At 36.2% G+C, this 18,067-nt stretch carries 20 protein-coding genes; 6 read left to right on the top strand and 14 right to left on the bottom strand.

The annotated features are described in order from the left end of the window. Positions 1–300 precede the first annotated feature (300 nt). From TOL5_RS10335 to TOL5_RS10315, 5 genes are all read right to left on the bottom strand, one after another. The gene (locus TOL5_RS10335; protein WP_100885289.1) at positions 301–1,167 is read right to left on the bottom strand and encodes an MBL fold metallo-hydrolase; all 867 of its coding nucleotides are present in this window, start codon (positions 1,165–1,167) and stop codon (positions 301–303) included. A 6-nt stretch (positions 1,168–1,173) separates the two neighbouring features. After that, complete coding sequence (locus tag TOL5_RS10330; protein WP_005031691.1) at positions 1,174–1,584, bottom strand: DUF6691 family protein; 411 nt, start codon at positions 1,582–1,584, stop codon at positions 1,174–1,176. A gap of 2 nt (positions 1,585–1,586) precedes the next feature. Then, positions 1,587–2,003 carry a YeeE/YedE family protein gene (locus TOL5_RS10325; RefSeq protein WP_034708834.1) on the bottom strand — a complete coding sequence of 139 codons (417 nt, stop codon included), beginning with the start codon at positions 2,001–2,003 and terminating at the stop codon, positions 1,587–1,589. A 202-nt stretch (positions 2,004–2,205) separates the two neighbouring features. Continuing rightward, complete coding sequence (locus tag TOL5_RS10320) at positions 2,206–2,958, bottom strand: zeta toxin (RefSeq protein ID WP_121774402.1); 753 nt, start codon at positions 2,956–2,958, stop codon at positions 2,206–2,208. Positions 2,959–2,965: 7 nt separating this feature from the next. Then, complete coding sequence (locus TOL5_RS10315; protein WP_009586913.1) at positions 2,966–3,223, bottom strand: hypothetical protein; 258 nt, start codon at positions 3,221–3,223, stop codon at positions 2,966–2,968. Positions 3,224–3,455: 232 nt separating this feature from the next. Here TOL5_RS10315 and TOL5_RS10310 point away from each other — a divergent pair, with 232 nt between their 5' ends. The 5 genes from TOL5_RS10310 (at position 3,456) to TOL5_RS10290 (ending at position 8,234) form a co-directional block, all read left to right on the top strand. Continuing rightward, positions 3,456–3,767: an ArsR/SmtB family transcription factor gene (locus TOL5_RS10310; RefSeq protein ID WP_004830638.1), complete on the top strand. Its 312-nt coding sequence runs from the start codon at positions 3,456–3,458 to the stop codon at positions 3,765–3,767. 118 nt (positions 3,768–3,885) lie between these two features. Then, entirely contained in the window at positions 3,886–5,613 is a 1,728-nt protein-coding gene (locus TOL5_RS10305; protein WP_221260702.1) for a SulP family inorganic anion transporter, read from the top strand. Between the two features lie 169 nt (positions 5,614–5,782). Beyond that, positions 5,783–6,979, top strand: coding sequence for a serine/threonine transporter SstT (gene sstT / locus TOL5_RS10300; RefSeq protein ID WP_005031697.1), 1,197 nt, complete (start codon positions 5,783–5,785; stop codon positions 6,977–6,979). A 31-nt stretch (positions 6,980–7,010) separates the two neighbouring features. Continuing rightward, positions 7,011–7,685 (top strand): YoaK family protein, encoded by a 675-nt coding sequence (locus TOL5_RS10295; protein WP_042088718.1) that lies wholly within the window; start codon positions 7,011–7,013, stop codon positions 7,683–7,685. Positions 7,686–7,700: 15 nt separating this feature from the next. Beyond that, positions 7,701–8,234 (top strand): DUF2058 domain-containing protein, encoded by a 534-nt coding sequence (locus tag TOL5_RS10290; protein ID WP_004830633.1) that lies wholly within the window; start codon positions 7,701–7,703, stop codon positions 8,232–8,234. A 229-nt stretch (positions 8,235–8,463) separates the two neighbouring features. On the opposite strand, the gene TOL5_RS10285 is transcribed toward TOL5_RS10290, so the two are convergent. Next, a complete protein-coding gene (locus TOL5_RS10285) occupies positions 8,464–8,646 on the bottom strand; it encodes a hypothetical protein (protein ID WP_035301542.1) in 183 nt (60 codons plus the stop codon). Positions 8,647–9,029: 383 nt separating this feature from the next. Here TOL5_RS10285 and TOL5_RS10280 point away from each other — a divergent pair, with 383 nt between their 5' ends. Continuing rightward, on the top strand, positions 9,030–9,356 hold the full coding sequence (locus TOL5_RS10280) for an ArsR/SmtB family transcription factor (RefSeq protein ID WP_009586893.1): 327 nt from the start codon (positions 9,030–9,032) through the stop codon (positions 9,354–9,356). A 132-nt stretch (positions 9,357–9,488) separates the two neighbouring features. On the opposite strand, the gene TOL5_RS10275 is transcribed toward TOL5_RS10280, so the two are convergent. The 8 genes from TOL5_RS10275 to TOL5_RS10240 form a co-directional block, all read right to left on the bottom strand. Then, positions 9,489–11,180 (bottom strand): hypothetical protein, encoded by a 1,692-nt coding sequence (locus TOL5_RS10275; RefSeq protein WP_121774403.1) that lies wholly within the window; start codon positions 11,178–11,180, stop codon positions 9,489–9,491. Between the two features lie 705 nt (positions 11,181–11,885). Further along, on the bottom strand, positions 11,886–12,626 hold the full coding sequence (locus TOL5_RS10270; protein ID WP_009586897.1) for an adenosylcobinamide-GDP ribazoletransferase: 741 nt from the start codon (positions 12,624–12,626) through the stop codon (positions 11,886–11,888). Beyond that, a complete protein-coding gene (locus TOL5_RS10265) occupies positions 12,623–13,234 on the bottom strand; it encodes a histidine phosphatase family protein (protein WP_058967651.1) in 612 nt (203 codons plus the stop codon). Before TOL5_RS10265 ends, TOL5_RS10270 begins: the two co-directional genes overlap by 4 nt. A gap of 24 nt (positions 13,235–13,258) precedes the next feature. Further along, entirely contained in the window at positions 13,259–14,311 is a 1,053-nt protein-coding gene (gene cobT / locus TOL5_RS10260; RefSeq protein WP_121774262.1) for a nicotinate-nucleotide--dimethylbenzimidazole phosphoribosyltransferase, read from the bottom strand. 71 nt (positions 14,312–14,382) lie between these two features. Next, positions 14,383–14,904: a bifunctional adenosylcobinamide kinase/adenosylcobinamide-phosphate guanylyltransferase gene (gene cobU / locus TOL5_RS10255; RefSeq protein WP_042088714.1), complete on the bottom strand. Its 522-nt coding sequence runs from the start codon at positions 14,902–14,904 to the stop codon at positions 14,383–14,385. Next, positions 14,892–15,560 carry a 2'-5' RNA ligase family protein gene (locus tag TOL5_RS10250; protein ID WP_121774261.1) on the bottom strand — a complete coding sequence of 223 codons (669 nt, stop codon included), beginning with the start codon at positions 15,558–15,560 and terminating at the stop codon, positions 14,892–14,894. The genes cobU and TOL5_RS10250 overlap by 13 nt, the downstream gene beginning before the upstream one ends. A 101-nt stretch (positions 15,561–15,661) precedes the next feature. After that, positions 15,662–16,336: an HAD family hydrolase gene (locus TOL5_RS10245; RefSeq protein ID WP_121774260.1), complete on the bottom strand. Its 675-nt coding sequence runs from the start codon at positions 16,334–16,336 to the stop codon at positions 15,662–15,664. Positions 16,337–16,398: 62 nt separating this feature from the next. Continuing rightward, positions 16,399–17,997, bottom strand: a complete 1,599-nt coding sequence (locus TOL5_RS10240; protein WP_199995625.1) for a histidine-type phosphatase — start codon at positions 17,995–17,997, stop codon at positions 16,399–16,401. Positions 17,998–18,067: the final 70 nt, after the last annotated feature.

Raw genomic sequence — 18,067 nt, 5'->3', positions numbered from 1 at the left:
ATTCAATATAAACTCTTTTTCTAGATGATATATTTTAGCCACATGTTTATTTTGCAATCATTAACAGAAATGTTAACCCTTTCATTTATCAGAAAATAAATTGAATCAAGTCACATTTATAATAAAAGAGTGCAAAATTATAGACAAATTTATCAATAAAATCTATGTTTAAATTATTGTCTACTATTTTTCTAATTTATCTTCATCAGATTAACACTGACATGTTTATTCACAATAATCAATTGAAGTTTGTCGGATAATATTTGGGACAATTGACTATTGTTTAAAATCACTTTTTTATTATTTAAAATAATTTAGCGGCAACTTCAAGTATCGAACCCCGTTACTTTCAGCTTCAGGAAATTTCCCTGCATCCATATTGATTTGGATCGCAGGAAGAATCAATTTAGGCATGGATAAGCTAGCATCACGCTGTTCACGCATATGAATAAATGCCAGTTTTGTGACACCACTATGGATATGAATATTTTCTTGGCGTTGAGTTTTAAGATCCGTTTGGCAAGCATAGTCTGTACGTGACTCAGAAAGATAGTCATGGCATAAAAAAATGCGAGTATCATCAACTAATTTAAAAATCTGCATGACAGAATCATAAAGTTGTGCCGCACTACCTTTTGGAAAGTCACAACGAGCAGTACCATAATCTGGCATAAACAATGTATCACCAACAAATGCCGCATCTCCGATCACATAGGTTAAACATGCAGGAGTATGACCAGGTGTCGGAATATTATAAGCCTCTAATTGACCTATTTTAAAAACTTCATGATCTTTAAATAAATGATCAAATGACTGATGAGCGTTTAATGCCTTTATATCGAGATGATAAATTTGGCTAAAAGTATCCTGTACGATAGCAATCTTTTCACTCATTGCAATTCGTCCACCAAGCTTTTGCTTTAAGTATTGTGAAGCCGTTAAATGATCAGCATGTACATGTGTTTCCAAAATCCACTCAACACAAAGTTGATGTTGTTGAATATATTCAATGATTTGATCTGCATGCGTGGTGCTGGTGGTCGCTGATGCTGCATCATAATCCAATACACTGTCAATAATTGCACAACATTTGCTTATTGGATCAGTCACAACATAACTGAACGTATTGCTGTTTTCATCAAAAAAATCTTGAACAATTGGATTCATCACCCACTACACTCCTACAACCTTACGGTGAATAAGGACACCAGCCAACATTGCGATAATAAAGTACAGTGCGGGATAAACACCTGCGCCGATCAAAGTAAATGCAGGAGCTGGACATATACCTGCGATTCCCCATCCTATTCCAAAAAGCACAGCGCCGAGGATCAACTTTGTATCGATTTTCGTATTGATCGGTAAGTCAATTTTTTCATTAAATAAAGTGACTGGCTGACGTTTCACCTTCTGAAATGGTAAAAATGCGACCATGATCGCGCCGATCATGACAAAAGCCAAACTTGGGTCCCAATGACCAAATATATCTAAAAAACCAATCACTTTTGCAGGATTCGACATGCCTGAAAGCATGAGACCAATTGCAAATAAACCACCAAAAACAAAAGCAAATATATTTTTCATGTTCATGCTCCCAACACATGACGCATCACATAAACAGTCATGAATCCTGCCAGCATAAAAGTACAGGTTGCAACGAATGAGCGTTTAGATAAGCGACTAATCCCACAAATACCGTGTCCACTGGTACAGCCTGAACCCAGTCGCGTACCAAATCCAACCAAAAGACCTGCAATGATCAATAAAATTGGATCTGTAGTCATCATTTCAATTTGTGGATGAACCATAGAATTATAAAAAAATGGCGTAATCAACAAACCTAATAAAAACCATAATGCAGGCGTTTTTAACAGGGTTTTAGGGTCTAATACTTGTGCAACTAAACCACTAATACCCGCAATACGACCATTCACCAATAAATAGCCGACAACAGCCAGCCCAAGTAAAGTGCCACCAATGAAAGCAAGGATAAAGTCATGCATCATTTTAAACCCAAACAATATATGTTTTTATAATATATGTTTTGCTAATTTATTCAATATCATTGTTGTATATCGATATAAAATTTTCTGCAAACCCATGAATAATATAAATTTTAAAAATTAAGCGCTATGAGTTTGACTAGACCAACTCATAACTCGCTGATACATTGACAGATCTTTGAATGAAAAATTGAATACAGAATCATTCTTCCTTAAATTCATTCAATACTTTATCAACAAACCATTTGGGAAAATAATGGACAGCTGGATTTAATTTTAATACTTCGGCATTCTCAATTTCAGCAATAAAAGAAGCTTTTTCACCATCACTTGAATTATCAAAAATATATGCGCGATCAGAAACCTCAATAGCAGGCATCAATAAATCTAAACTGCGATAGTATCGTTCATAGATCTTGTGTTCTGGAACATCATGTCCACCGGCATAAACACGATACTTCACCCGTGCAATATTTATTTTAGGATCTACTGTCGCAACATAATATAAATATGTTTTGAACCCTTGACGTTTTGCTTCACCTAAGAATTCGACTTTACTGGCATGTGACATCACTGTTTCAAATGTAAAGCTTATTTTGAGCTTTAAAAACTCCATTCGAATAAAATCAATGATGCGCGCACAAAGATATGAATCTATTTCATCTAATTCAAAAACAATCACTTGATCATGTATGATTTTAGGTTGAGTGAATAATAGAGGTACTAATGTTTCATTTCTTTTACGTTTATTTTGTTTTAAAAACGTCAATAAGGCTGGAGCTGATAAAGCTGCATGGTAATCACTTAAACAGAGTTGCTGAGTAGCAAGCAACTGTTTTTCCAGTTCATCTGCATTTAAATACGCTCCAATTTGATTCGGAGCTAAATAGTCTTTGATGGTACTTTTACCTGATCCATTCGGACCAGCAAACATTCTTATTCGTGGTGGTCGCATGTAAAAATTATGCCAAGACCTCTTGTTTCTTTTTACGCTTTAAAACACTACGTTTTAATTTAGGTAATATATATGCTGTAGATAAATCTTGAATAACGGTGACTTCACCATGCAATTGTTGAACAAGTTGTCGATCTTTAACATAGGTGACACCCGCATCAGACAAACTTGCCTGCCTAAATGCATCATGAAATGCATCAATAGCAAGCATTGGAATAGTTGCTTCTTCACGTAATGAAGTTTTCATGACTGTAAATTGACTCATGGAAAAATCCCCAGTCTATTTGCGTTGTTTTCGTTATCATAACATAAGACGTTTTTTTGTCTATTTATTCAACATCTTTCATACATGTCAAAATGCGGCTAAATATTGTATAAATATCAACATGTATATATTTATAAAATTGATTTAGAAATTCACGAAAAAACATATGTTCGAACCCATGCGACATGCTTGGACACAGTTATACTAAGCCAAACCATGATGGAACCGTTTTATGCCCAATGATCTTAAAATTGATGTTATGCGTGACTCTGCCTCATCAGTTGTTACAATCCTAAAATCTTTGGCTAATACTGATCGTTTACTCATTTTGTGTCATTTGGCTCAACAAGAGTTGAATGTTTCACAAATTGAAGAACATACTCAAATTAATCAACCAACACTCTCACAACAATTAATGATGTTACGTAAAAGTGATGTGGTTGCGACACGTAGAGATGGAAAACAGATTTATTATTCGATTAAAGATGACAAACTCACCACTGTTTTAAAAATGCTGTATGACCTTTACTGTCCTAAAATTTAAACTTTTTCTATAATTTTAAAAATAAAAACAGAAACTTATCTCTTAAGCACTTATTGTCGCTATTTTTCTTAGCATTTTTTCTGCATAATATATATGAAAATGTGATATTAAAAATCCAATGGCTACTCCTAGATTGCAATTTAGTAAAATGCTTCCTGCTTGGCAATGGTTACAAGACTATACTGTTCCTAATTTTCGAGCCGATTTACTCGCCGCTTTAATCGTTATTGCCATGCTAGTTCCACAAGGAATGGCATATGCAATGGTTGCAGGCTTGCCTCCAGTCACGGGGTTATATGCCAGTATTTTACCGATGATCATCTACGCCATCGTTGGCGGAAGCCCAACTTTGTCCATTGGTCCTGTTGCACTGATTTCGATGATGACCTTTGCAACACTTGAACCTTTGTATGAGGTTGGATCACCTGTTTATATTCAAGCCGCATGCTTATTGGCAATTTTAGTCGGCATACTTTCGACATTACTTGGCATTTTTAGGTTTGGTTTTTTAATTCGTTTAATCAGCCATCCTGTAATTAAAAGTTTTATTATCGCCTCTGCTGTGTTGATTGCACTTAGCCAAGTGAAGTTTATGTTGGATATTCCACTAAAATCAGGAAATATTGTTGAGTTTATCCAAAGTGCTTGGCAATATCTTCGATTTACCAGTATTGAAACTTTAGTTTTTGGTATCGCTGCAACACTGTTTTTGCTCTATATGCCAAACCTTTTGAAGTCAAAAATCTGCCATACCTTTTCAACTTCTGTACAATTTTGGATCAAGGCACTCCCTCTTATATTGGTTTTTATTTCAATTGCATTGATTCATTTTTTACATATAGATCAATATGGAATTAAAACTGTCGGTGAAATTCCTTCAGGATTTCCACCGTTTGCCATGCCTTACTGGAACTGGGATTTAGTGATTCAGCTTCTGCCTGGTGCAGCCATGATTACAATGGTCAGTTTTGTAGAATCTATATCCATAGCTCAGACAACTGCCTTTCAACAACGTAGTGAATTAAATAGCAATCAAGAGCTTATAGCCTTAGGTCTTGCCAATTTTAGTGCTGGTGTTACCTCGGCATTTCCTGTGACGGGTAGCTTATCCCGTACTGTAGTCAATGCAGATGCTGGTGCAAAAACACCGATGGCTGGAGTTTTATCATCTATTTTTATTGTTATTGTCAGTTTATATCTTACAGGATTATTTAAAGAGTTGCCTCTGGCAATTCTTGCAGCAACCATTATGGTTTCAATTTGGAAGTTAGTCGATTTTAAGCCGTTTATTGAAACTTGGCGCTATTCAAAAGCAGATGGTCTTGCAATGTGGGTGACCTTTTTTGGCGTGTTGTGTATCGACATTTCTACAGGTCTAATCATCGGCATTATTTCGACATTTATTTTGTTATTGTGGCGAATCAGTCGCCCACATATCGCTGTGATTGGTCTAGTTGAAGGTACTCAACACTTTCGTAATATTTCCCGCCATGAAGTGCTGACCAGTACCAATATTGTCTCAATCCGTATAGATGAGAATTTAACTTTTTTAAATGCTAATACTTTAAAAGAATTTGTGATTTTTGAAGTCAGTCAACATCCTGAACTGCATCATGTTGTGATTAATTGTTCAAGTATCAGCAATATTGATGCAAGTGCTTTAGAAACACTGGAAGAAATCAATAATGAATTAAAGAATTTAAAAATTCAGATGCATTTTACTGAGATTAAAGGTCCAGTTATGGATCGTTTAAAACAGTCGAATTTAATCAATGAACTGAGTGGGACAGTCTATTTGACGCATTACCAAGCAATGCATGCCTTAGATGCTCAAACTTTCAGATAAAAAATCATTTAATTTATCAACAATTTTTAATATGATTGCTGAAAAAGCTATATATTTTTTAATATCTTAATTTTTATGGTGAAAATGTGGTATTTAAGTTTTCGCGTTTAGGTATAGAATAGCCGGCTTGTTCATTGATTTTAGACCAGTTTAGGCAAAAAGGTTCAATATGTTTGCTGCCCTAGCACGTTTAAGTTTAGTTACACGTATTCTTATTGCCATCATTCTTGGTTTTTTAGTTGCGTATTTATTTCCAAATTCAGCCGGATATTTCAATATTTTAGGCGAGCTTTTTATTAAAGCATTAAAATCTATTGCACCGATTCTGGTATTTGTATTGGTTCTCGCTTCAATTGCTAATTTTAAAGTGGGTGGCGGTGCAAGCAATTTAAGACCTATTCTGATTTTATATGCCATCGGAATGTTATTGGCTGCGATCAGCGCAATAATTATTAGTACCTTATTCCCAAGTACACTCATTTTCACGCATGCCAGTGAAGCAGCTTTACAACCACCAGGAAGTGTGGCTGAAGTATTAAAAAATTTACTGCTGAGTTTTATTACCAACCCAATCACAGCACTACATGAAGCCAATTTTATTGGTATTCTCGCTTGGGCTGTTGGTCTAGGTGCTGCACTTCGTCATGGTTCGGAAACCACAAAACAAGTGATTACAGATGTAGCAGATGCAGTTAACAGTATTATTCGTATTGTGATTTCATTTGCGCCAGTCGGTATTTTTGGTTTAGTGGTCGCTACTTTTGCACAAGCTGGTTTGGAAACGCTAAAAAACTATGCACATTTGATTGCAGTCCTTGTGGGAACAATGCTGTTTGTTGCGTTAGTGATCAATCCATTGATCGTGGGTATTGTGATGCGTAAAAACCCATACCCATTGGTACTCAAATGCTTAAGAGAAAGTGGAATTACTGCATTCTTTACCCGTAGTTCTGCTGCCAATATTCCAGTCAATCTTGATTTGGCGAAACGTTTGGGTGTAAATGATACCACTGCCAACGTTGCGATTCCTTTAGGTGCGACAATCAACATGGCTGGCGCAGCAGTAACGATTACGGTACTCTCTCTTGCAGCAGTACATACCCTTAATATTCATGTTGATATTGTCACCATGGTTATCTTATGTATTGTATCTGTTTTATCTGCATGTGGTGCTTCAGGTGTTGCCAGTGGTTCTTTGCTACTGATTCCAATTGCATGTGGTTTGTTTGGGATTCCTTCAGAAATCGCGATGCAAGTGGTGGCGATTGGGATGGTCATCAGTGTATTGCAAGATTCAACAGAAACTGCATTAAATTCATCTACTGACGTTATATTTACCGCAGCAATTGACCTCTCAAAAAGGTAATTTGCCAAAAGTATGAAGAAAAGAAGGAATTATGCCTCTTCAATATTTACCAGCCTGGATTCAGCTTGGTGCTTTTATGCTTGCAGTCAATGCAGGCATAATTAATGTATTGGGCTTAATCACGGTTCTACACCAATCGATCTCTCATATGACAGGTAATGCCAGTTTGTTTGCTCAAGCACTGGTACATCAGCAATATAGTCATGTTGTTTATCTGCTGTTGATTATCATCAGTTATGTGCTGGGTTCAAGCTATAGTGGCTATATTTTAGGTAATAGTCATTTTCAACTTGGTCGCAGATATGGCATACCGCTGAGTCTAGTCAGTATTTTTATTTTTTTATGTTGGGGATTTATTCCCTATCATCCGCAATACGCCTTACTTTGGGCAAGTGCCGCCATGGGTATACAAAATGCCATGGTGAGCCATTACAAAGGTACAATTATTCGTACCACGCATCTTTCAGGTGTATTAACAGATTTAGGATTAGCATTAGGCTATTTTTTCAGAGGGCTTGTGGTTGAAAAACGCCGCATAACTTTGCATTTATTGATTCTTTTTGGATTTATTCTGGGTGGAATCATTGCCAGTATTGTCCATCCTTATTTACAATTGAATGCATTCCTTATTCCTGCTGGATTAAGTTTAGTATTAAGCTTAGTGTATTGGTTTATTTATTTTCGGCATGGCTCGAAACACAGTTAATCGTTGGTTATTATTATGGTTAAAAACGCATTACAAGCGCAATTACTCAAAGCTGGCTTAGTTGATAATAAAAAAGCAAAGAAGCTTTCTAAGCAAGCACAACATGAACAGCGTACTGGTCAAAGTAATGAGGCTGAACTCAAAGCAAAAATTGAACAAGACAAACAAGAAAAAGTCTCTAAAGACCAGGCACTGAATCAAGAAAAACAAAGAATTTTAGATGAAAAAGCATTGAAAGCATCAATCATCCAAATGATCAAGCAACATAAAATCAAAGATACAGATGGTGATGTTACCTATCAGTTTATTGATGGTTCAATTAAGAAAATTTATCTTAATCAACAAGTCTACAATGCTCTGGTTGCAGGTAGCTTAGTGATTGCACATGATCATGATGCTTATGCCATTTTACCTAAAGCTTTAGCAGATCGTATCAATGAGAAAATGACTGGCTTTATTATTGTCAATAATTCTGAAAAGAATGAACAGGTCACAGATGAAGAAGATCCTTATGCAGCTTACGTCATTCCAGATGATTTAATGTGGTAATTTTGGGTTAGATCTGAACCAGTACAGATTAAAAATATCTGTCTTAACTTACAAAATGGATTGTGTTCTAAAATGCATTTCTTAGGCACAATCAACAATCGATATAAACACACCAGTGCAATATAAAGATATTTTGCCTGAAATTGCGATCATAAGTTACAACGCACTTTTTGAGTTAGACAGAAAAATAAGAATTCAACTTTGATTTACTTAAGAATTCAACTTTGATTTACTTTTGCAAAATCAAATAAATATATAAGTGCGCAATACTATTTAGCGCTGTTGAATATACTTCTTGCTTAAACTGCTGCACAACTTTTGCAATATCATAATGTCCGTAGCTGACTTGCCAAATCCAGCTAAATTGCTCCACACAATACTGAGCCTTATAACCACGAATAAAATCAACCATTATTTGTGTGGGCAGTCTAACTCCTCCTGCGCAACAAAAGTAGCAGCTTTAGGAAGAGTTTCATTAACGCGTTGTAGCGCTTTGTTTTCAATTTATTATGCCAAGCACGCAAAGTTTCAGAGGTACAACCGATTTTAGATGTAATTGCTGTAATTACAGTCCAAGTAGAAGTATAGTCTTTTTTAGAGTCAGACACTAAGCTTACTGCCCGTTATTTGATTTTTGGGGTGTATTTTAATTTTGTCATTATAATACTCTCTTAATAAAGTTTGTCTCCAACAATCTCGGTACCGTTCAGCTTTGGTATTAACCTTGCCATTACTGGAAAGTAAAGCGTAAAATATTTAAAGTTTTTTGATAGGAATGTTGAGATTGAAGCCGAAATGAATTTAAAAAGTGATCAAATCGAATTAACTCAAGAAGAAGTTCATAAACTTGCAGATACTTTTAAGTTATTAGGCGATGCATCCCGACTCAAAATACTTTTGTTTTGTATGCGTGGACCGAGTTCTGTTGGAGAGATTTCTACAGCTCTTGATCTTTCACAATCATTGGTCAGTCATAACCTTAGACTTTTACGTTCAGCACGTTTAGTAAAGGGCAACCGACAGGCAAAACAAGTTATTTATCAAATAGCAGATACTCATGTGAGTCATGTAATTTCTGATATGGCTATACATATTGTTGAAGAGGCATGTGAAGACTTTTAATACAATTACGACAGCTAATTAAAAGCACAACCAATATATCCAATAGGGCAAATATGACGTATATAGATGCCAATATTAACTAAATTGGATGTGCTTATAACATTTTACAAGCATCATAAGATTTTTAAAATGTTATGAGTTTGAACAACAAGCATCTTTTTCAAATGCACTCAGGCGACAAAAGCATGATGCTTCAATTGGAATATCTGCTGAAGCAACAGCAATATCACGTTGTAAGGAAATTTCTTCAGCTTCCTTATCTCTCCCTAGTTTAGTTAAGCATTCATATAATCCATGCAAACTCCATACATTATTCGGACGGATGCGACGCCTACCTAACTTTTTATCCAAGCCTAATTCGATCCGATACTCTGTAGCAGCCACTTCATAATTGCCTTGTTCCATATTAAGTGCACAATATGCATGACGTACAGGTTGTAACCAAGCAGGAGGATCACTGTATGGAAGAGCATCTTCCAACTCAATACCTTCTCTTAATATCATAAATGCTTTTTCAATATTTCCTTTACGATATTCAAGCTCACCATGAATCATTTTTGTGGCAATATTAAGTGCATATATTTCTTTAACAGGAATTGAATTATATCGTTCTTCAGGCACAGCTGCTGCTGCTGCTTCGAATTCAATATGCGCTTGTTCAGCTTCAGGAATCCGTCTGAGTGCAGAGAACGCAATCCCACGAGCATAACTGATCATTGCTACAGTCGAACTATACAACTCTTTATCTTCAGGAAGTTCGAGTTCTAAAATTTCTTCCCATAGACCGAAACGGATCATTACATGGGGTAAAGTTGTACAATAACTCTCACATAAATTAGCCATAGGCGGTGAAGAAATACTAAGTACTTCAGGTGTGAGGATTTTGTTAATGCGATGAGCCATATCTAAAGCTTCTCGAGATTTACCTGCCATCATCGCACCATATGCTCCAACTATTAAATTGTGTGCCCTATAGGCGACGTACCAAGCATCTGGATTCATTTCTTTCGCAAAATATTTGTCATCTGCTCTAGCCGCATCTAAATTCGAGTAAACAACTCGTCGCCAATCTCCACAAGCGTTATCTATATGAGTAGACATATGCGCCAAATGTGAACCATCGGGAGATAAGCTACGAAGATTATCAGCAGCAGTCAAAGCAACCTCTGGGTAAGGTGACATTTCCATTAGGTGAATATATAAGTGGTTTAATACGGGGTGACGATTACTACCAGAGCGTGATAATGCATCTTCAAGAACTTTTCGCGCTTCCAATGTACCTGAACCAATAGCTTCCCCAGTATCTATATCCCAAAGTTGACGTGGACTAAGACACATTAGTGAGTCAGCGAATAGTGCAGCAGCATCAAGATCATCCGAATATTTTTGATAAAATGGTCTCATTGATTCAGCATAAGCTAGATTGAGCTTTTTAAAGTCATCTTCGTTAGTCGTCATAATTTTAGGAAATCGAGATGCTAAAGCATTAATCAGATCTTTTTCAAAAGAAGTCGCATTTTTAACAGCGTTTTCTTTTGCCTTTTCCATAACTCTTTGAATAAATGGAATCTTAATTTCAAGATCTCCTTTATCAAATAATCGCCATGCTTTGTTGTAATTTGGACCTGACGCAAATGCAATTCCCCAGTATGCCATAGCGCAGTCGGGATCATATTCTGTAGCTTTTTTAAAACAATTGACAGCTTCTCCAGGGTTGAAACAATAGGTCCATTGTAAACCACGGTCAAACCATATTTGGGCATCAGATGATGTTGTTGTAATTTTACGGTGATAATCACCGAGATCATAATAAGTATCAGTCATTCTTGACTCCTTAATTCAAAATCCTTTAACAAAAGAATTTAATGGTTATGACCAGTATAAGGATTAGTTTTTATAGCTTTCTCAAGCCTACAAATACGATCTCCTAACCAGTCAATGGCAACAGTTAAATCCATAAATATGATTATCTATACATATGAATATATATTCATATGTATAGGATGTCAAATCAATATAATTTCATATCAATCCACTGAAAAACTCATACAGTAAAATAGAATTTGTCTTGACCAATAAAATTAATGTAATGAATGTATTGTTAAATGATTTAAAGCTTTTATTGCCACGCTTTATATCAAAAGTTTAAATAGATCTGCGTAGGTAATGCTTCACTCTTGCGCTGCAAACAAAGCAATGCTTTGTTTTTTCTCAGATGAAAGATGACAAAAATCTTTCGTTGAGCGAGTGGGTATATCCTACTCCCCACTCAACATAACGACATCCATGTCGCCTTACGATATAAAGACCATCTATAATTTAAAAATGCAAAAATAAATAAATCTGTAAAAACTTCTAATAATTTGTATAGAAGCATAAAGTCTATTGGATATGAATGATTGAAATTGAATCACTTGTATGAATAATCAGGCGGTTTAGGTATAGATATAAGGCATAGCTTTTGCTTTTAAGTCACTTTAGTCAGAAGATATCTTGATCATTTTTTACTATAGGCTTGACTCAAAATACTCACAGATAATAGCCCAAAATCACAAAACTGAGTAAACAGACTGTCTCAGCGATCTCTATACTCGCACCAATCGTGTCTCCTGTAATGCCATCAATTCTTTGAATAAATTTATGTCGGAGATAAATAAGCGTTAAAATAAAAATGATTGCTGTCGCTAATCCAACCCAAACAAAGTATCCGACAGCCAATAGACTGATACTAAAAATGATGATCGACCATGTTTTAGGGATGTATTGTGCAATGGTAGAACCTAAACCTCTTTCACGAACATATTCTGTGGTCAGAAATAAAAAAAGTGGCGTTAAACGTCCAAAAACCGGAAATAACACCAAAGCAGTGTAAAGTTGTTCTTGAAGTAAAACATACAATGCAGACCATTTAATGATACAAACAATGATCAGACTTAATACGCCGATTGGTCCACAGGCAGGGTCTTTCATTATTCTAAGGGTATTTTCTTTATCGCCAAAACCACCTACCCATGCATCGGCAGTATCTGCCAAACCATCCAGATGAAGTCCACCTGTTAACCAAATCCAGATCACCAGAATAAAAGTGCTTAATAAAACAACAGGTAAAACATGCAATAGGCTGGCTACTGCATAAAGCACTAAGCCAATTAATAAACCAACCACTGGATAAAATAATAATGAACAGCCATTCTGCTGCGGTGAAGGCATTTTTCTTAAATGAACAGGAACAATCGTTAGAAACTGCAATGCAATAAAAAATGGAGTCATCTACCATCCTCCAAAAGTTCCAGTTGCATGGTTTCACTGTCTAAAATAAAGCGATTTAATTGCCCTAAATCAGCAGTCATTTTTAAAATATCATCTAAGGATTGTTGCAGCGCCATACATTTTAATAACTTAATTACGCCGCCATGTGTGACCACTAAAGCAGTTTGACTGTTTGATGCCAGCATATGTTGTTGAATCGAATACAATGCCTGATTGATTCGAGATTGAAAATCTAAATATTTTTCAGCATTGGGTGGGGTAAAACGAGTTGGGTACTGCCAAAAATTTGCCAAAAGCTCAGGAGAATCTGTATAAATCTGTTGAACAGAAATACCCTCCCAGTCCCCAAAATGTATTTCTTGAAGCCGTTGATCCTGCATCAACGGAATCTGAACTTGCTCAGACAGTGATTTAGCAAAGTGTACACAACGTTTCAAAGGAGAGCTGAACACATAATCCCACTGTGTTTGAACTGAGTTTTGATCTAAGAATATGCTCTGGTGCATTTGCTGCCAGCCCAATTCTGTTAAATCGTCATCAGTTGAGCCGCGCAAAGTATGACTTAGCGTGGTTTCGCCGTGACGTAATAGATCAACCCTCAGTTTCATTTATCTGCTCTTGTTTTGAATATTTTAAACTTTTTCACCAATCACAGCAGCTTCAGCAAATGTTGCCATATTGTTATGTAAGCTACATGCGAGTTTAATGACCCCTAGTGAAGCTCCTGCTCCACTTCCTTCCCCCAAACGCAAATTCAATTTTAATAATGGATCAGCATTGAGTTCTTGTAATATACGCAAGTGACCATATTCAGCAGATTGGTGCCCAAACAACATCCACTGACGAACTGCAGGATTCAACTGAACTGCTACCAAAGCTGCAACAGAACTGATAAATCCATCCACAATCACAGCTAAACCGACTTGAGCACAACGAATATATGCACCCGTCATTGCTGCAATTTCTAAGCCACCGACTGCACAAAGCGCCTTAAATACATCACTTTTAACATAATTTTTATGCATTTCAACAGCATTTTTAATTATATTTTTCTTATGTATCAATTGCTCTTCTCGAATCCCTGTACCTACACCTGTTAATTGCTCTGCTGGTTCATTTAATAAAAAGCTTGCAACGGCTGAAGCAGCACAGGTATTTCCTATTCCCATTTCTCCAGCAATATAAATCGAAGCATGATTGGCAAAGGCTTTTTCAACACTTTTACGTCCTAAATCCATAGCTTGAGCACATTGTTCTTCAGTCATCGCCACTTGTTTTGCAAAGTTTGCTGTTCCTGGTGCAATACAGTGACGTTCAACACCTTGATATTCGTAAGCGTCTCCGACCGTACCACAATCAATCACTTGCAATGTCGCTGCATATTCTTTGGCAATCACACTGATACATGCGCCGCCAGTTGCAAAATTTTGCAGCATTTGTCGTGTTACCGCTTGCGGATAGGCTGACACATTTTCTGCCATTACCCCATGATCACCTGCAAATATTGTAATCCAAGGATGTTCAAGCTGTGGTTTAGGATTATTTTGTAGACTTGCCAATTGCACAGCGACATTTTCTAGAGCAGCAAGTGAACCCGTCGGCTTGGTCAATTGCGATTGACGTTCTTCAGCCTGTTGTTTCATCTCTGCACTTGGAACTTTGCATGCTTCTAACCACCAACTCATTGTTTTTCTCCATATCAATCATTTTTAAACATATAAATATCAATTCGATCTATGATTTCGACCACTAGAAATCATAGAGCTTCGTTTTTTAAAACCATTGGAAAACCAGCAACACAAAATACAACTTTATCAGCAATTTGCCCCAACTGCTGATGCAAGCGCCCAGACTCATCAACGAATTTACGAGTGATTTCTCCCATAGGAACAACACCAAGTCCAGTTTCATTACTCACCAAGATCACTTGAGACTCTAATTTAGGCAGGATTTGCAGTAGTTTTTGACATTCCTGAATCTGTAGATTTTTATCATCATGTATTAATAAATTACTCATCCACAAAGTTAAACAATCGACTAGAATCAAATGCCCTTTTTGATCATTTTTTTCCAATATATCCGCAAGATAATGTGTTTCTTCAATCAATTCCCATTCACTTGGGCGTTGCGACTGATGGTGGGCTATGCGTACTAGCATTTCCTGATCCCAAGCTTGGGCAGTCGCAATATAGATCACTTTTAAATCTGAATCTTTTGCAATCTGTTCTGCAAGTTTACTTTTTCCAGAACGTGCGCCCCCCAAAATTAGTTGCAGCATGGATTCTGCTCCAAAGATACTTTTTTAGTATTTGAGTTGAGTGAATAGTATTCTAAATCAAATAATTTGCCTTGTAGATCGTTTGCTTTATAAAAACCAAAATGCAGTTGATCTATCGTTATTTCAAACTGTTGTTGCTGTGTCATTTCAATTTCTTCTAAAATTTGTTGTGATGGAAACTCTGCTTTATAAAGTCCTAAGGTAATATGTGGGTAATAACAGGTTGGAGCAATTTCTTGTGTTGATTTAGCCAATGTAGTTCTAATCTTGCTTAGGCTATTTTGATCATCATGAATATCAACAAAAAGAGCACTGCTAAAACTGTTTATCTTACCCGTCTTGAGTTTAAAAGGTTGAACATTACTTTTCTTTAAATCTTGCAATTGCTGTTGTAATTTTTTGAATTGGAAATCATCATCGAATTGTGGAGATAAATCTGTTAAAAACCCACAAATATATATCGTGATATGAAATTGTCGTGTGTTGGGATGAAATAAAAAATTTGAAAACTTTTGTCTCAATTGATTTAGATAAGCGCCTAAGGCTGGATGCTTAATTTCAATGTACCATAAAGCGTAGTTTTCCCTCCCTTTGTGCCACTCAGGATAATCATATGCTTGTGTTGCTACAGTGGTACTTTGGGAATGTAAAAACATGTTAAAATTCACATTCGTTTGAATGACTCTATTAAAGCATGGAATCCACTGATTTAATTGCTAAATTGCATGAGTGTTGTTCAATCAAAAGAGAATTTTATTCAATTTAATTGTTCAAGCTTACTTTTAAAATCTTTCATTGACTCAAAATAACCATCTGCCATGTCCAACATGCACTGATTTGGCGCTTTAATATCTCGAATCAAAATAGCTACACCACTTGCATCATGTGCTGAACGAAGTCCATTTTCTGAATCTTCAATCATAAAGCAGTTTTTTGGTGCTAAATTGAATTTTTCACACGCAGTTTTAAAAATTTCTGGATGAGGTTTTCCTTGTAATACCTCATCACCACACACTAAAAATTTAAAATAATGCTCAATATTAGCGATTTGAAGATATTTCTCCGCAATCTCCCGCGCACTTGATGTAGCGACTGCCATGGGAATCTGACGTGAATACAAATACTTCAATGTTTCGAGTACACCCTCTTTTAATGGCACGCCATTTGACTCAATCATTGCCAATTCAATTTGAGCTGCACGTTTACGAATCTGCTGATAAGGAATATTTGCGCCATAAAATTGCTGTGCTAAAAGTTCAGAGCTTGACTCATTAAGCCCTAAGCATTGCATTAAATAATCCAGTGAGAATTCAAGCTGCATAATGTCTAAAGAGGATTGTTGTAAAGCTTTAAATCTAAGCCGTTCTGTATCCAGTAAAGTGCCATCCATGTCAAAGATCGCAGCTTGAATAATATGTTGATGAAACTTCACACTTGACCTATAGAAAATAAATAAAAGGGAGACGTATATCTCCCACACATTAAAATAGCAAACTATTGAATATTATAGCATTGCTTAAGCTTTAAATAATCATAATAATAACTCTTAGTTTTATAACGCGCATAATCACAGTCTTGTTTAAAATTGATTTCTTTTTCGTTATACAACATTTTCAACAAAGTTTGACCTTGTGAATTTTGATAAATATCCCACTGCACATTTGCAGCCATTGGGGAGATATCTTCACCACGCCATGTGCTGTTGTTGTAATTAAAAGTCTGTGAAAAAGGCACAGATTGCATCATGCCTTTCAGTTCCAAACTGGTGGCTAAAGGAATAATGATTTCAGCGTGGGCAAAACGAAGTACAGCAATATTCTTTTGACGCTTATTGATCACATCATCTACTTGTTTAAATAAATCTTGCTTGAGCGACTGCGCAATTTCAGTTGTGATGGCTTTGCCCGCATCAAAACTCGGTCCTTTACTATAGAAATCATTGGCATCGTTATATTGTGCATAAAACTTGGCAGCATCGATTGGCATATATTTGCTAAAATCTGTAGCGCCTAGTTCGTCTTGCATTCCCCCTGTAATAGAATATAACTCATATAAATACGCCGCCGCATCTACTGCACTTGTAATGGTATTTTTACCTTTGCCTTTTTCAGTAATTTGTTCACCTTGAGGACTGGTGACAGTAAACGATCCTGTATTACTAAAGGTATAGCCAGCTTGCCCCAGTTTTTGAATAAAAGTTGCTTTAAAAATAGGTGTTAACACCGCTGTTGCGATTTTTTGTGCATTATTGTCTGCGCTTAATTCTTTAAGCTTTTGTTTTAAACTTAAATCATTTTCTTCATAATTTTGGTATTTCAGGCTTGCATCATAGACTTGCTTTTCTAAATCCGTTTTGATGTTGGCAAGATCATCCTGTGCATTCAAACTGTGAAAATATAAGTTAAAGCGACTTACACCACCATCTGCGATACTCGGTACAGATCCACTGTTTAAACTTTGATAACTCGCAGGTGTAATCGAACTCTTTAAATTCGGTTGCTGTTTTAACAATTCATTGCTAAAGAATTTTGCACTGTCTACGGCGCGATCTACGCCCGAACTTACGATTTGAATGGTTTTGCCCTGCTGACTGGCTTGATTAAATAAGTCAGGTAAACGCTGCAACAGTCGATCTGCAATTCCACGATGTTCTTTAATCCCGATCGATGATTCATTGCCATAACCATATTGGCGGATGCCTTCTACACCATAACCCAATAGAATATTGGCTTTCATCATTGCTTCTAGATCAGCACCAAGTTTTTCGCCTAATGGCGTTAAAGCATTTTCTTGTTTGGCTTTTAGCCACATGTTGTAAAGTGCTAAATCATATTTAATACTCGATAAACCACGTGAGCCATGTCGTGCAACAAGTTCAGTAAAAACTGCCTGATAGCCAGCAGGTTGAGCTTCATAAGTGCTTAATTTCTGTTGCGGTAGATAAGGTTGTTTGGTCTGCAAATATAAAGATGTAGTTGTCTGTGGTGCCGTTGCAGTTGAGTTCCTATTATCCGTATCATCATTACAGGCAGTAAGAAATAAACCAGAGCTTAAACACATAAATAAAGAATGTTTAAATTTTAAATTTTTCATCAGCAAAGTGTCATATTGGACTAAATGCCGAAGAAACTAGTCCAATAATATGACACTGATATGACTTTAT

The sequence above is a fragment of the Acinetobacter sp. Tol 5 genome (assembly GCF_019702905.1).
GTDB classification, from domain to species: domain Bacteria; phylum Pseudomonadota; class Gammaproteobacteria; order Pseudomonadales; family Moraxellaceae; genus Acinetobacter; species Acinetobacter bereziniae.
Note: the sequence above shows the minus strand (reverse complement) of the source record. Positions and strands in the feature narration are given on the sequence as shown.